General features: G+C 62.4%; 14 protein-coding genes and 1 tRNA gene. 8 read left to right on the forward strand and 7 right to left on the reverse strand.

Annotated elements, in window-relative coordinates; all coding sequences use genetic code 11:
- Positions 1 to 184 (forward strand): hypothetical protein (locus tag BN1127_RS22900; protein WP_231557508.1); only part of this gene is annotated, 184 nt, incomplete at its 5' end.
- Positions 175 to 251 (forward strand) — tRNA-Ile (locus BN1127_RS16050). The genes BN1127_RS22900 and BN1127_RS16050, both read left to right, overlap by 10 nt.
- Before the next feature lie 244 nt (positions 252 to 495).
- Here BN1127_RS16050 and BN1127_RS16055 read toward each other — a convergent pair.
- From BN1127_RS16055 to purH, 5 genes are all read right to left on the reverse strand, one after another.
- Positions 496 to 3,072 (reverse strand): alpha amylase C-terminal domain-containing protein, encoded by a 2,577-nt coding sequence (locus BN1127_RS16055; RefSeq protein WP_042650093.1) that lies wholly within the window; start codon positions 3,070 to 3,072, stop codon positions 496 to 498.
- A gap of 287 nt (positions 3,073 to 3,359) precedes the next feature.
- The gene (locus BN1127_RS16060; protein WP_042650094.1) at positions 3,360 to 3,914 is read right to left on the reverse strand and encodes a cytochrome b/b6 domain-containing protein; all 555 of its coding nucleotides are present in this window, start codon (positions 3,912 to 3,914) and stop codon (positions 3,360 to 3,362) included.
- Positions 3,895 to 4,269 carry a cytochrome b562 gene (locus BN1127_RS16065; RefSeq protein WP_041205049.1) on the reverse strand — a complete coding sequence of 125 codons (375 nt, stop codon included), beginning with the start codon at positions 4,267 to 4,269 and terminating at the stop codon, positions 3,895 to 3,897. The genes BN1127_RS16060 and BN1127_RS16065 overlap by 20 nt, the downstream gene beginning before the upstream one ends.
- A gap of 359 nt (positions 4,270 to 4,628) precedes the next feature.
- Positions 4,629 to 5,918: a phosphoribosylamine--glycine ligase gene (purD, locus tag BN1127_RS16070; RefSeq protein WP_042650095.1), complete on the reverse strand. Its 1,290-nt coding sequence runs from the start codon at positions 5,916 to 5,918 to the stop codon at positions 4,629 to 4,631.
- 102 nt (positions 5,919 to 6,020) lie between these two features.
- Positions 6,021 to 7,613, reverse strand: a complete 1,593-nt coding sequence (gene purH, locus BN1127_RS16075) for a bifunctional phosphoribosylaminoimidazolecarboxamide formyltransferase/IMP cyclohydrolase (RefSeq protein ID WP_042650096.1) — start codon at positions 7,611 to 7,613, stop codon at positions 6,021 to 6,023.
- Positions 7,614 to 8,028: 415 nt separating this feature from the next.
- Between purH and zntR the strand changes: the two genes are divergently transcribed.
- The 3 genes from zntR (at position 8,029) to BN1127_RS16090 (ending at position 9,332) form a co-directional block, all read left to right on the forward strand.
- The gene (gene zntR / locus BN1127_RS16080) at positions 8,029 to 8,466 is read left to right on the forward strand and encodes a Zn(2+)-responsive transcriptional regulator (RefSeq protein WP_005331131.1); all 438 of its coding nucleotides are present in this window, start codon (positions 8,029 to 8,031) and stop codon (positions 8,464 to 8,466) included.
- Positions 8,456 to 8,992 (forward strand): dihydrofolate reductase family protein, encoded by a 537-nt coding sequence (locus tag BN1127_RS16085; protein ID WP_042650097.1) that lies wholly within the window; start codon positions 8,456 to 8,458, stop codon positions 8,990 to 8,992. The genes zntR and BN1127_RS16085 overlap by 11 nt, the downstream gene beginning before the upstream one ends.
- 121 nt (positions 8,993 to 9,113) lie before the next feature.
- Positions 9,114 to 9,332, forward strand: a complete 219-nt coding sequence (locus BN1127_RS16090; RefSeq protein WP_042650098.1) for an alternative ribosome-rescue factor A — start codon at positions 9,114 to 9,116, stop codon at positions 9,330 to 9,332.
- A gap of 96 nt (positions 9,333 to 9,428) precedes the next feature.
- On the opposite strand, the gene hemW is transcribed toward BN1127_RS16090, so the two are convergent.
- Positions 9,429 to 10,574: a radical SAM family heme chaperone HemW gene (gene hemW, locus BN1127_RS16095; RefSeq protein WP_042650099.1), complete on the reverse strand. Its 1,146-nt coding sequence runs from the start codon at positions 10,572 to 10,574 to the stop codon at positions 9,429 to 9,431.
- A 99-nt stretch (positions 10,575 to 10,673) separates the two neighbouring features.
- A complete protein-coding gene (rdgB, locus tag BN1127_RS16100; protein ID WP_042650100.1) occupies positions 10,674 to 11,270 on the reverse strand; it encodes an RdgB/HAM1 family non-canonical purine NTP pyrophosphatase in 597 nt (198 codons plus the stop codon).
- 237 nt (positions 11,271 to 11,507) lie between these two features.
- Here rdgB and BN1127_RS16105 point away from each other — a divergent pair, with 237 nt between their 5' ends.
- The 3 genes from BN1127_RS16105 to BN1127_RS16115 all read left to right on the forward strand — a co-directional run bounded on the left by BN1127_RS16105 (position 11,508) and on the right by BN1127_RS16115 (position 14,370).
- Positions 11,508 to 12,671 carry a multidrug effflux MFS transporter gene (locus tag BN1127_RS16105; RefSeq protein ID WP_042650101.1) on the forward strand — a complete coding sequence of 388 codons (1,164 nt, stop codon included), beginning with the start codon at positions 11,508 to 11,510 and terminating at the stop codon, positions 12,669 to 12,671.
- Between the two features lie 105 nt (positions 12,672 to 12,776).
- Positions 12,777 to 13,826, forward strand: coding sequence for an oxidoreductase (locus BN1127_RS16110; RefSeq protein WP_042650102.1), 1,050 nt, complete (start codon positions 12,777 to 12,779; stop codon positions 13,824 to 13,826).
- Between the two features lie 310 nt (positions 13,827 to 14,136).
- The gene (locus BN1127_RS16115) at positions 14,137 to 14,370 is read left to right on the forward strand and encodes a hypothetical protein (protein ID WP_025328222.1); all 234 of its coding nucleotides are present in this window, start codon (positions 14,137 to 14,139) and stop codon (positions 14,368 to 14,370) included.
- The last annotated feature ends 30 nt before the right edge of the window (positions 14,371 to 14,400 follow it).

The raw sequence follows: 14,400 nt of genomic DNA on the forward strand, positions 1-14,400 counted from the left end.
CTTAAGTGAACAGCATTGCCGCCACGCGGGGCTTTGTTTTATCCGGTTTGGCGCTATGGTTGCTCCGGAGCACAGATTGGGTGATAGATGGACAAAAACTCGCCAAGTGGTTGATCTGCCTATGGACGGCTTATCCTGCATCCCCTATAATCCACGCCGCAAAACCAACATCATGGCCCCTTAGCTCAGTTGGTTAGAGCAGTCGACTCATAATCGATTGGTCGCCCGTTCAAGTCGGGCAGGGGCCACCACATTCAGACAAAGCCGCTCTTCGTGAGCGGCTTTGTCGTTTCTGGCGCTCACCAGCGCCGGTCCAGATCCTAGGCATAGGGCGCCATGTGCGCCGATAGGGGAGGCGCGTCTCGGGGGATGAAGACGCAGTATGCCTGCCCGTCGGCAAGTGGGGGCCCGTCATACGAAAAAGCCTCCCGCCGATATGGCAGGAGGCCTGTTTCAGTGTCCGAGAGTGTGAAAGCCTGGGGCTAGTGTTCAGGCTTACTGGGCGCTCAAGCTGTAGGTCAGAGTCTGGTCGTTGAAGCGCACCACATAGGCACCGATTACTGCCGTGGTGATGTCTGTCCCGGCCAGCTCGGCCACGCCGTCCTTGTTGGTGTCGCCGTAGTTCTGGGTCCAGTCTCCCTTGACGTCGAACTTGAAGCGCTGGCCGCCGCTGGCATCACCGGTCCCGGTGAAATTGACGTTGGCTTGCCAGAGGTGATCGCTCACCAGCGTCATGGGGGTTGTGCCCCAGCCATTGGTGGTGCCACGGATATTCAGGCTGACGATGTTCTTGGCATAGCCGATGCTGACCGGGTTCAGGCTGTATTGCAGGGTCTGGTCATTGAAGCGCACGCGATACTGGCCGCTGACCGTGGTCAGTATGTCGGCGCCCCCCTGTTCGGCTACGCCATCCTTGTTGGTGTCACCGTAGTTCTGGGTCCAGTCTCTCTTGACGTCGAACTTGAAGCGCTGGTTGGCCTGGCCGTCGAAGGTGAGTATTGCCTCCCACTGGTTGTCGGCAACCAGCGTCATGGCAAGGGATCCCCAGGCATTGGGGGTGCCGCGCAGGTGCAGGGTGGGCAGCACGCTGTTGTAGGCGCCGTTGCTGTCGGTGACTGTCACAGTGGCGTTGGCACTGGCGGTCAGCCCTTCGGCATCGCTGACCGTCAGGGTGACGGTATGGGTGCCCGGGGTATCGAACTGGACGGTTTCAGTAGGGGCGCTGCCGCCGGTGGACCAGCTGTAGCTCGCCACACCTTCATCATCGGTGGAGGCGGAGCCATCGAACACCACGCTTTCCCCCGTCTTGATGCTGAGGGTCTTGGGCGAGAGGGCGGCGACCGGTGCCTGGTTGCTGGTGAGGGGGGTGACGGTATAGCGCAGGTCGCCTTCGCTCAGGGTGATGCGGTAGCTGCCCGCCCCGCTGACCAGGATATCCTTGCTGCTGCCCTTGTCGGCGATGCCATCCCCTTCGTTGTCGCCGTAGTTCTCGGCCCAGTTGCCGAAGACATCGAACTTGAAGCGTTGGGCACCGGTTGCGTCACCGTTGCCGGTCAGGGTGAGGGTGGCGGACCAGACACGGTTGGCATCGACTGTCATGGGGGTGTTGCCCCAGGCGTTGGGGGTGCCGCGCAGGTTCATGCTGCTGAACTTGTTGCCCGGCAGTGCAGAACCACCGCAGGGGCTGGCCTTGGTGCAACCGGCAATGATGGCGGCCGCCTTCATGCCGGGCACGTTCAGGCTGGCCTTGCCGCTGCCGTCGACGGTGACATAGCCGCCGCTGCAGTAGTCATTTCCCCCCAGGAGGTTGCAGTACTCGCCCGCTGGCAGGCCGGTCTGCACCGAGGCTATCAGGCTGCCGCTCTCGTTGTTGATGGCGACAAAGCCCTTGTCTCCCCGACCGAAGGCTATCTGGTTGTTGCCGTTATCCCACCAGTTGCTGACTGGCTGGCCTTCGGTCCTGTTGTGGAACAGGGCCATGTTCATGATGGTCGGGCGACGTTGCTCGCAGTTCCATTGGCCATCGGTGCAAGGCGTGCTGCCCGGTGCCCCCTTGTCGGTTTCATAGGTGCCCATGTTCTCGAAGCGATAGCCCGACATCACCTGCTTCCAGCCATAGGGCCAGGCCATCATGAAGGTGTTGGCCAAGTCATAGCGGGCACCGCTCATGAAGGTGAGCATGCCGCCACCGCCGTGGCCGCGCTCGCGGTCGTGATTGACCACGAAGACGAAGGCCTTGTTGGAGGGGAGTAGACCCCAGCTCTCGCCGAGGGTCTTGAGATTCTTGATCTGGCTGTTGAAGTTGGCGGCCAGATCCGTGCCGTATTTGAAGTCGGTGACGGTGTCGATGTAGGTGTAGCGGCCCGGTTGGATGTCGGGGGACTCTCCGCCTGCGCCGATCACCTCCAGGTAGGCCTTGGGGCTGCCTGCCTTGTCGAGGATGGCCTTCACCTCGCTCGGGGCCATGTGTTTGGCCGCATCGATACGAAAGCCCGCCACGCCCCAACCGAGCAGGGTCTTCATGTAGGTGGCAATCTGATCCTGCACGTAGGGAGAGCCGGTATTGAGGTCCGGCATGCCGTAGAGGGCGCCGTTCCAGACGTTGTTGCTGTCGCCGTAGTTGGTGATGTCGCCGCTGTGGTGGAAGTCGTTGTAGCCGAACTGGGGATACTGATATTGCCCCGAGTTGTAGCTGCCGCCGCCGGTGGCGGTCCCGGTGCCCGAGGCCAGCTGGTTGAAGACGGCATCGGCGTAGACCTTGACCCCGACGGCGTTGCAGCGGGCGATCATGCTTCTGAGTTCCGCCTCGCTACCGCCGAAGCTGTTGAAATTCTTGAAGCTGACGGGTTGATAGACGGTCCACCAGACCTGGCTGCCCTGCTTGTGCTCGGCGGGGGGGGTGATCTGGACACCGCCGAATCCCTTGGGACCGAGCACTGTCTCGCACTCGGTGGCGATGTCGTTGAATTTCCATTGGAACAGATGGACCATGACGCCTTCGGCGGCGGCTGTGTGGCTGAATGAGCCCAGCACCGCGGCGAGCATGGCGGTTCGAAACACTGTGTTGTGCATGACGATTTTCCCTTCGATCTTGTAATTGACGTGTCACTGTCTTTATTTCGAACGGACCACAAACAACCTCGTTCGGCTCTGTAGCATTCATGAAATCGAGGCGATTGAAAATCGAACAGCGGAGATTAGTTAAGAATTGTGAATGAAAATGCTTTCATGACAGCGGAGGGCAAGAGGGGAAGCGTCGTGGCCGATGAGGGGCTAAAGCAACTGTGGCCACCGGAAAGGGGCGGTCTGCAGACGGATGAGCGGGTAAGGAAAGACGGGCACAATGATGCCCGTCTGGTTCAGAAATGGGGCTCCTGCTGGTGCTGCGATACCTGGCGCCGACGGCGGGGCAGCATGCGGATCACCAGGTTGCTGCGCTGGCGCCAGGAGGTGTAGACGATGGCGCACAGGTGCAGGGCTATCATGGCCTGCAGTGCCCAGGTACACCATTCGTGCCAGTCGTCCGCCCCCAGCTCGAAGCCGATCTCGGTGTTCTGGAACCAGCCACTGCCAGCGGTCGCCAGCACGAGCAGCCAGAGTACCCAGACCGCCAGCTTGCCGCTGCCGTGATGGCCGGGCGCCGCAGGGGCGCGCTCGCGTAGTGCCACGGCCTGCTGGCGGAAATCGTCCCGGCTCGGGATGAGGGCGCGCAGGCGGGCATGGCCCCGTGCCAGGGTGAGCCCCCACAGCAGGCGCAACCCGATCAGGGCCATGGCGCCATAGCCCAGCCACTCATGCCACTCCTCACCCGCCTCGTTGAGCCAGAGGTTGCCGATGCAGACTGCCGCCACCCCCCAATGGGTGAGGCGGACCAGACCATCCCAGTGGAAGGGGTCAGCCTTTCTGCTTGGCATATTGGTGGTACTCCTTCTTCAGGTCATTGACCTTGGCCAGGTGTGCCTGGGCTTTCTCCTGATCACCGGCCTGCAGGGCCGCCAGGCTGGCATCCAGCTCGCTCTGCACCTTGTTCATGCCCTCGAGGAACTTCTCCTTCTTGGCGGTCGGCATGTTTCTCTCCTTGGCCACATCGAGCTGAGCCTTCATCTCCTTGATGTGCTTCTCCATGGTGGCCGCATCATCTGCCTTGACGGCCTGCTTGTAGTTGAAGCCGATCTTCTTCATCGGCTGCTCCAGATCGCCAGCCATGGCGGGCAGGGTCATCAGACCAAACATCAGGGGCAGCAGCAGGGGACGCACAGTTTTCAACATGGGATTTCCTTATGAGACGACAACATTGCAGGTTCTTATGGCACTCATTTGAGTGCGGTATCATACAGCATGATGCCATGAAAGCGGGGCAATTGTATGGGGAAAGTGCGACCAATTGTGACGAAATGTGTGCATTGTGCTGTACATATGTAGTCAGAAGGAGATGAGCCGGGGGCGGAAACAGGGCGGCAACCCGGGGCCGTGGACCCGAGGCGGCGAGAGGTGCGAAGGGGATGGATGCCGCCGGCCACTACCATGCCGGGCTTGGGGGGAAGTCTTGGGCCGGCAGGGCGGTTCCCGGTGGCCCGGGCAGCAAAAAGGGCCCGCAGGCCCTTGTGTTCGGTGTGGAGAGGCAGCCTTTACTTGGCCTGCTCGCGCTCGATGGCACGCCAGCCGATGTCCTTGCGGTAGAAGACACCGTCCCACTGAATGCGACCCGCCAGCTGGTAGGCGCGTTGCTGCGCCTCGGCGACGGTGTGGCCCAGCGCGGTGGCGCACAGCACGCGACCACCGGCGGTGACTATGGTGTCTCCTGCCAGCTGGGAGCCGGCATGGAATACTTTCTCGCCGCTTGCCTCTTCCACCGGCAGGCCGCTGATGGGCTTGCCCTGCTGGTAGTCACCGGGGTAACCGCCCGCCGCCAGCACCACGCCGATGGCGACGCGGGGATCATAGATGGCCTCGACCTGATCCAGCTTGCCGGCACAGGCGGCCAGGCAGAGCTCCACCAGATCGGAGCGCATCCGCAGCATGATGGGCTGGGTCTCGGGGTCGCCAAAGCGGCAGTTGAACTCGATCACCTTGGGGTTGCCCTGGGTATCGATCATCAGACCGGCGTAGAGGAAGCCGGTGTAGACGTTGCCCTCGGCCGCCATGCCGCGCACTGTCGGCATGATCACCTGCTCCATCACTTTTTGATGCACCGCATCTGTCACTACGGGCGCCGGGGAGTAGGCCCCCATGCCGCCGGTGTTGAGGCCGGTGTCGCCGTCGCCGACCCGCTTGTGATCCTGGCTGGTGGCCATGGGCAGCACGTGCTCGCCGTCCACCATGACGATGAAACTCGCCTCTTCCCCGTCCAGGAACTCCTCGATCACCACACGGGCACCGGCGTCGCCGAAGGCATTGCCGGAGAGCATGTCGCGCACTGCCGCTTCCGCCTCTTCGAGCTCCATGGCGACGATGACGCCCTTGCCTGCCGCCAGACCGTCAGCCTTGATGACGATGGGGGCACCCTTCTCGCGCAGGTAGGCCAGAGCGGGCTCCACCTCGGTGAAGTTCTGGTATTCGGCGGTGGGGATGGCGTGGCGCGCCAGGAAGTCCTTCGCGAAGGCCTTGGAGCCCTCCAGCTGGGCGGCGGCGGCGGTCGGGCCGAAGATGGCGAGCCCTTCGGCACGGAAGGCATCCACTACCCCTTTCACCAGGGGCGCCTCCGGCCCGACTATGGTGAGACCGATCTGCTGGGCCTTGGCGAAGGCCAGCAGGCCCTGGATGTCGGTCGCCTCGATGGCGACGTTCTCTATGCTGCCCTCGTGGGCGGTGCCGGCATTGCCGGGGGCGACGAACACCCGGGTCACCATGGGGGATTGCTTGGCCTTCCAGGCCAGGGCGTGCTCACGGCCGCCGTTGCCAATGATCAGTACTTTCATCGTATCGCTCGCTTCTATTTGTGATCACCGCCTGGGGTAGCGGTTGAAAATAGTCAGTTGAAAAGAGACAACAAAAGGGCCGCCAGTGGCGGCCCTGACTCATCAGTGACGGAAATGGCGCATGTTGGTGAACACCATGCACATGCCGTGCTCGTTGGCGGCCTCGATCACCTCGTTGTCACGCATGGAGCCACCTGGCTGGATGACGCAGGAGATGCCTGCGGCCGCGGCGGCATCGATACCGTCGCGGAACGGGAAGAAGGCGTCGGAGGCCATGACGGAGCCCGCGACGGTCAGCCCTTCATCCTCGGCCTTGATGCCGGCGATCTTGGCGGAGTAGACCCGGCTCATCTGGCCGGCACCCACGCCTATGGTCTGGCCGTCTTTGGCGTAGACGATGGCGTTGGACTTGACAAACTTGGCGACCTTCCAGCAGAACAGCAGGTCTTTCAGTTCGGCCTCGCTCGGCTGGCGTTGGCTGACCACGGTCAGATCCCCCAAGGTGACCATGCCGTGATCCCGCTCCTGCACCAGCAGGCCGCCGTTGACGCGTTTGAGGTCAAAACCCTGGGCCGGGGCAGTCCACTGGCCGCATTCCAGCAGACGCACGTTCTGCTTGGCTGCCACCGCCTCGCGGGCCGCCTGGCTGATGCTGGGGGCGATGATCACCTCGACGAACTGACGGGCAACGATAGCCGCCGCAGTGGCACCATCCAGCTCGCGGTTGAAGGCGATGATGCCGCCAAAGGCGGAGGTGGGGTCGGTCTGGTAGGCGCGATCGTAGGCACCCAGCAGGTCGTCACCTATGGCGACGCCACAGGGGTTGGCGTGCTTGACGATGACGCAGGCCGGCTCGGCGAACTCCTTCACGCACTCCAGCGCCGCGTCTGTGTCGGCGATGTTGTTGTAGGAGAGTGCCTTGCCCTGCAGCTGGACGGCGCTTGCCACCGAGCCCGGTGCGGCCTGCTCTTCGGCGTAGAAGGCGGCAGCCTGGTGGCTGTTCTCGCCGTAGCGCATGTCCTGCTTCTTGATGAACTGAGCGTTGAAGGTGCGCGGGAAGCGGGACTCCTCGTCACCCTCCTTGTTGTCACCGTAGGAGGGGACCAGGGTGCCGAAGTAGTTGGCGATCATGCCGTCGTAGGCGGCGGTGTGCTCGAAGGCTGCGATGGCCAGATCGAAGCGGGTAGCCAGGGTCAGGCTGTTGCCGTTGCCATCCATCTCGGCGATCACCCGGCCGTAATCGGCCGCCTTGACGACGATGGTGACGTCCTTGTGGTTCTTGGCGGCGGAACGAACCATGGTCGGGCCGCCGATGTCGATGTTCTCGACGGCGTCTTCCAGGGTGCAGCCGGGCTTGGCCACGGTGGCGGCGAAGGGATAGAGGTTGACGACGACCATGTCGATGGGGGAGATAGCGTGCTGGGCCATGATGGCGTCATCCCGATCGCGGCGGCCGAGGATGCCACCGTGTACCTTGGGATGCAGGGTCTTGACCCGGCCATCCATCATCTCGGGGAAGCCGGTGTAGTCGGAGACCTCGGTCACCGGCAGGCCCGCGTCGGCCAGCAGCTTGGCGGTTCCGCCGGTGGAGAGCAGGGCCACGCCACGCTCGTTGAGTGCCTTGGCAAATTCCAGGATGCCAGTCTTGTCAGACACACTCAGCAGCGCACGGCGAATGGGTCGAGCTTGTTCCATCACACTATCGTCCTCAGCATAACGGGGACCGTTCCATGGGAGGCGAGGCTCAACACAGAGAGTCCCCAAATAAATGGAAGTGGGGGATTTCGCAAACCACTCTCGTCCGGCGAGCCGGCAAAAGCGTTTTAGGAAATGCCCGCTTGACGCGACGCTCTCTTGTGGGCGCGTATTCTACACAAAAAATGTGAGCTGTGGTGGATTTTTTAAAGAGACAAAGCCTTGTGTGGTGCGGTGTTAAACGTTTTCTGGTGGATTTTTGCGAAACGTTTGTCTTTTCAGTGTTTTGAGGGTAATGGGTCGGGATGGCCCGGGTTGTCTACTGCTTTCCTGCCTTTGGCTGGCAATCGCCGGGCAAAGGGGCGATAGTGGAAGCCGGTTTATATTGAGTACCATGTCTGGCGGGAGAGGAAGGATGTATCGGATCGGGGAACTGGCCAAGGCGTGCGGGGTGAAGGCGGACACCCTGCGCTTTTACGAGAAGAACGGACTCATCTCGCCGGGGATCCGCAACGAGTCGGGCTATCGCCTCTACGGCGAGCAGGACAGGCGGCGGCTGGAGTTCATCATCCGCGCCAAGTCGGTGGGCTTCTCCCTGGCGGATATCGGTGAACTGCTCTCGCTCGACACCAACAAGGCGCGCGTGACCTGTCAGGAGGTGAAGGCGGTGGCCGATGCCAAGCTTGAACAGGTGGAGCAGAAGATAGTGGAGCTGACCCGTTTTCGCGAGAACCTGAAGTCGCTCTCCGACATCTGCTGCGGCGGCCCGCGCTCGGCGGAGCACTGCGCCATCCTGGAAACCCTGGAATCCGGCGCCCCTTCCCGTCACGAGCATCACGACCATGAACACTGAACATCATCGCCCCCGGATCTCTGCCTTCCTTGCCCTCTCCCTCGACGGCTTTATCGCGGGGGAGGGGAACGATCTTGCCTGGCTGGATCCCTATAACAGCGACTCCCAGGAGGAGACCGGCTACAGCGCCCTGATGGCCAGCACCGATCTGCTGCTGATGGGGCGTAACAGCTATGACATAGTGCGCACCTTCCCCGAGTGGCCCTACGGCGACAAACCCGTGGTGGTGTTGACCCACAGGCCAGCCGAGCCTCGGCCTCACGTCTCCTTTCGGCAGGGGGCGCTGGCGCAGGTGCTCGGGGAGTTGTGGCAGGAGGGGGCGCGCCACATCTATCTGGATGGTGGTGAGGTCGTGAGGCAGGGCCTGCAGGCCGGGCTGGTGGACGAGCTGATCCTGTTCTGGGTGCCGGTCACCCTGGGACGCGGCGTTTCCCTGTTTGCCGGCGCCCTGCCCGGGCGCCTGGTGCCTGTGTCCAGCACAGTGCTGCCGAGCGGCCTGGTACGGGTGGTCTATCACCCGGCCTGAGCCCTTGCAGGCGTGCGGCAAGAGGCGCACAATCGGTGCGTTTTTTCGCCGTCCTGAGCTGCCGCCCCGGCCTCTCGTTCGGCAAAGTGCCATTCATCACCATCACTGCAAAGGAGCCAGCATGGCCAAGAAGAAGGTGGCCCTCGCCACCACTGACCCCGTCCACGATCATCAGCGCGGGGTCATCCAGGACAACCACCTCAAGGCATTGGTGACCTCATCCCTGTTTCAGGCCAGGGTCGAGCCAAGCAAGAAGGGCAAGGGCAGCTACCAGCGCAAGGCCAAGCACGGCAAGCGGTGGGAGCCCGGTCAACAGCAGATGATGCGCGTCTGCTGCTGAGCGGGTTTCTGCCGCGAGGCATGACTGAAACAGAGAGGGTGCCATGGGCACCCTCTCTGTTTTGGCGGTGAAGCCAGATGTTGATGCCCCGTCGGCTTATTCGTCCATAAAGAGCTCGAGCAGCACGTTCAGGTAGCGATGGCCGAGGGACGTCAACTGCCAGCTGTCGCCGAGATCCTCGATAAGCTCCTTGGTCTGGGCAATCGCCAGCATAGTCTCCACCCGCTCCAGGGGCAGCCCGGTATAGGCCTCGAACTCTGCCTTGGGAGCCGGTTCAAACAGCCGGAAGCGGTTCATGAAGTACTCCAGCGGCAGATCGTCCTCGGTCACCGTCCACTGGCTGTCCAGATAGGGGCGGGCAGGGTCCAGATACCCCTTGGGGTGCTTCACCTTGGCGGTGCGCAGGATCTGCTGGTTCGCGAGAACCGTCACCTTGCCGTGGGCGCCGCAGCCGATGCCCAGATAGTCACCAAAGCGCCAGTAGTTGAGGTTGTGGCGACACTGATAGCCCGCCTTGGCGTAGGCCGAGATCTCGTACTGCTGATAACCCTGGGCGGTGAGCATGGCGTGACCCTGCTCGTAGATGTCCCACAGAGTGTCATCTTCCGGCAGCTTGGGGGGCTTGGAGGCGAACGCCGTGTTCGGCTCTATGGTGAGCTGATACCAGGAGAGGTGCGGCGGTGCGCAGTCGATGGCTTGCTGCAGATCATAGAGGGCGTCCTCCAGGCTCTGATCCGGCAGGCCGTGCATCAGATCCAGGTTGAAAGTGGGCAACTCGATGGCGTGGGCCAGCTCGGCTGCCTTGCGTGCCTCCTCCGGGCCGTGAATGCGGCCGAGGCGGGTCAATTTTCCCTGCTGGAAGCTCTGCACCCCGATGGAGATGCGGTTGATGCCGGCCCGCTGGAAGCCGGCGAACTTGTCCGCCTCCACCGTGCCCGGGTTGGCCTCCATGGTGATCTCGCAATCCGGGGTCAGGGCGATGCGTGCGCGCACCCCGTCCAGCAGCGCTTGCATGGCTTCCACGGAGAGCAGACTCGGCGTACCACCGCCGATGAAGATGGAGGAGAGGGGACGCCCCTGGGCCCAGTGCAGATCCTGATCCAGATCCTCCAGCAGGGCGGCCACGTACTCGAGGTGGGGCAGCTCCCCCTTCTGGGCGTGAGAGTTGAAGTCGCAGTAGGGGCACTTCTGGACGCACCAGGGCACGTGGATATAGAGGGAGAGGGGCGGCAGTTGCAGCATGGTGTTTCCAGTATTCAAAAAATCAAAATGGGGGCCGGTCGGGCTGGCCCCCATTGTAGATGAAATGCGTGCCGGCGTATCCCGGCGCCCGGTCGGGTCTCAGTGCGCTGCGGCCAGCGCCGCCTTGAGCTTGACCAGAGCCTGGCCGCGATGGCTGAGCTGGTTTTTGAGCTCTGCCGGCATTTGGGCCGAGGTGCAGTCGTGGTCGGGCACGAAGAACACGGGGTCATAGCCAAAGCCATGCTGGCCGCGGGGTTCGTCGATGATCATCCCCTCCCAGCTCGCCTGGCAGATGATGGGGGTGGGATCGTCGGCGTGGCGCATGTAGACCAGCACGCACCAGAAGCGGGCGCTCTTGAGGTAGTCGGGGGCGCCTTGCAGCTCGGCCAGCAGCTTGTCGATGTTCTCCTTGTCGCTGGCACCGGCACCGGCAAAACGGGCGGAGTAGACACCGGGGCGACCGTGCAGCAGATCCACTTCGAGGCCGGAGTCGTCGGCCACGGCGGGCAGGCCTGTGATGCGGGCGGCGTGGCGTGCCTTGATGATGGCATTTTCGACGAAGGTGGTGCCGGTCTCGTCGGCATCGGAGACCGCAAACTCGCTCTGTGGGATCACCTGGATCTTCATATCGGCCAGCATGGCGGCCAATTCCTTCACCTTTTTCTGGTTCCCTGTTGCCAGGACAAGCTTGTTCATCACACACCTCCGCAAAAATAATCTGCGCATTCTATGCGGGGCAGGGGTTTAGGAAAAGCGCCAATTGCCCGGGATCCGGTGCCGACGGACGATCCGGGTTCCACCCCCTGAGAGGTAGAATGGATACATGTTTCCAGGAAGGAATAACCAAAGTGATTAAATACCATTTCAATTCATTACTGTGAGTCAGTAGACTCGCGCCCCAATCGATTTTCCCCCTAGGCCTTGAGGTGACTGATGCCATTGATTCTTCTGCTTGTACTCCTGGTGCTGTTCAGCCCGCTGGCCATCGACATCTATCTGCCTGCCATCCCGCAGATGGCCGAGCAACTGGGAGCCGAGGTGACCCTGATGCAGGGCACCATCACCTGGTTCCTGTTCAGCATGGGATTGGGCCAACTGCTGGTGGGGCCGCTCGCCGATCGCTATGGCCGCAAACCTATCGCATTGGGGGGCGTGCTGCTCTACGGGCTGAGCGCCCTGGCAGCCGGCTTTGCCGCCAGCCTGGGTGAGCTGATGTTGGCGCGGGTGCTGCAGGGCTTCGGTGCCTGTGCCACCTCGGTGGCCGCCTTCTCGGTGGTGCGTGACAGCTATGGCCCCAAGAAGAGCGGCCAGATGATCTCCTACCTGAACGGCGCCATCTGCTTCATTCCCGCCCTGGCGCCCCTGCTCGGTGGCTGGCTCACCGCCAAGGCGGGCTGGTCGGCGAACTTCTGGTTTATGGCGGGTTATGCCGTTGTGGTAGGCAGCTGGCTGTTGTGGCGCATGCCGGAGACCCGTCCAGAAGAGACCAGCAGCAGCGGCCCGCTCATCAGCTGGTCCCGCTACAGCCCTGTGCTGCGCTCCCCGAGCTTCCTGTTCAACGCGGCGCTCTGCATGCTGGCGATGGCGGTGATCCTGGCCTATGTCACGGCGGCGCCGGTACAGCTGATGGTGAAGCTGGGTCTGGACATGAACGGGTTCAGCTACTGGTTCACCGCCAATGCGGCGCTCAACATCCTGGCCTGCTTCCTGGCGCCGCGCTTCATCGCCAGGGTGGGACCGAGACGTACCCTGCGCATCGGCCTGCTGGTATTGCTGCTGTCGGCCATCCTGCTGACGCTGACCATGCACCTGGCGCATCCGTTGGCGATGATGGGGCCCGTGTTCCTCTCCAGCATCGGCTTTGCCATGATACTGGGGGCTTCGGCCGGTATGGCGCTGGCCCCCTTCGGTCACTGCGCCGGTACCGCCGCCGCCCTGCTCGGCCTGTTCCAGATGAGCGGCTCCGGCGCCCTGGTGGGGATCACCGGATGGTTGATGCCGGATCCCCTGAGCCAGCTGGCGCTGCACATGTGGCTGCTGTTGCCCCCCTTGCTGATGCTGATGACACGGCAGGGACGCCGCTTGTGTTTGCAATAAATCCTGTGCTCTGATGAGCGCAAGCGGGGGCTTCTGGCCCCCTTGCTTTTTTGGGCGCACAGTTGCCAGGTGCCTATCATATTGGACAGTTCAGCGGAGAATCCCATGAGTCAGACAATCAACGCCGCCCTGGTGGGCTATGGCTTTGCAGGCCAGACCTTCCACGCCCCCTTCCTGACCAGCACTCCCGGGCTTGCCTTGCGCTGGGTGGTGAGCCGGGATGCCGCCAAGGTACAGGCCGAGCTGCCCGGCTGCCGCGTCGGCTCGCTGGACGAGGTGCTGGCCGACAGCACTGTCGATCTGGTGGTGATAGCGACACCCAACGATACCCATGCCCCCATCGCTCGTCAGGCGCTGCTCGCGGGCAAGCACGTGGTGATCGACAAGCCGTTCGCGCTGGATCTGGTCGAAGCCGAGGCGCTCGTCGAGCTGGCCGAGAAGCAGCAGCGGCTGCTCAGCATCTTCCACAACCGGCGCTGGGACGGCGACTTCCTCACGGTACGCCGCCTGCTGGCAGAAGGGGCACTGGGCAAGATCGCCCAGTTTGAATCCCACTTCGATCGCTATCGCCCCGAGGTGCGTCAACGCTGGCGCGAGGCGGGCGGCCCGGGTTCCGGGCTCTGGTTCGATCTCGGTCCCCACATCCTCGATCAGTCGCTGCAGCTGTTCGGTCAGCCGGACTGGATCCAGGCTGATTTGGCTGCCCAGCGCCCCGGCGCCCTGAGCGATGACTACTTCCACGTGGTGCTGGGCTATGGCGAAATGAGGGTCGTGCTGCACGGCAGTTGCCTGGTCTCTGCCATCATGCCGCGCTTCGTCATCCACGGCAGCGAAGGATCCTTCATCAAGTTCGGCATGGATGTGCAGGAGGAGCAGCTCAAGCTCGGTCTGCGCCCGCCTGCGGCGAACTGGGGCCTGGATCCTGAGCCCGGCCAGCTCAGCCGCATGGTGGAGGGGCAGTCCCGGGCGCAGGCGGTGAGCGGGGAGGCCGGGGATTATGGCGCCTACTACCGCGGTGTCTGCGCCGCCATCAGGGGGGAAGCCGGCAATCCGGTGCCTGCGGTGGAGGCTCTGGCGGTGATGGCGCTGCTGGATCTGGCCAGAGAGAGCGACAGCCAGGGGCGGCGGCTGAGCTGTCAGAAGCTGTCTGACTGAGGACTCTTTCCCGTCACGGATGATGACAGCCAAAATGGCAACGATTGACTGACAACCGTCCTCTTGTTGGTGTTTAATTGTGCTGTCTTGCGTCAATAAAGGCGTATTGTATTAATATTTGTCGTTGCAGTAGTTCTTTTTATCTAGCCAACGAGAAAATATCATTGTGATACGCGTTTTCATTGGCCGCATATGGGGATATATTTCGCGCGCCTCCCGACTCTCGGTGGCTGGTTTTTTTTACCGGGAGCGAAGACGCACAGTGATGGTCATTGACACCATCTCTCCATCTTTTTTTGAGGGTATGCACATGAACAAAGTACTGGTAGCCGGTATCCTGGGTCTGATGTTGACCGCCTGTGGTCAGAAAGAAGAAGCCGCCGCTCCGGCTGCTACTCCGGCCGCCGACGTTGCTGCAACTGTTAGCGAAGCTGCCTCTACCGTAGAGAAGGCCGCTTCCGAAGCGTCTGCTACCGTCGAGAAGGCTGCTGCTGACGTGGCCACCAAGGCAGAAGCTGCTGTGAGCGATGCCAAGGCCAACTAAGCCTGCACCTCATAAAAAAACGGGCCCGGC

Source organism: Aeromonas media (assembly GCF_000819985.1).
Classification (GTDB): domain Bacteria; phylum Pseudomonadota; class Gammaproteobacteria; order Enterobacterales; family Aeromonadaceae; genus Aeromonas; species Aeromonas media.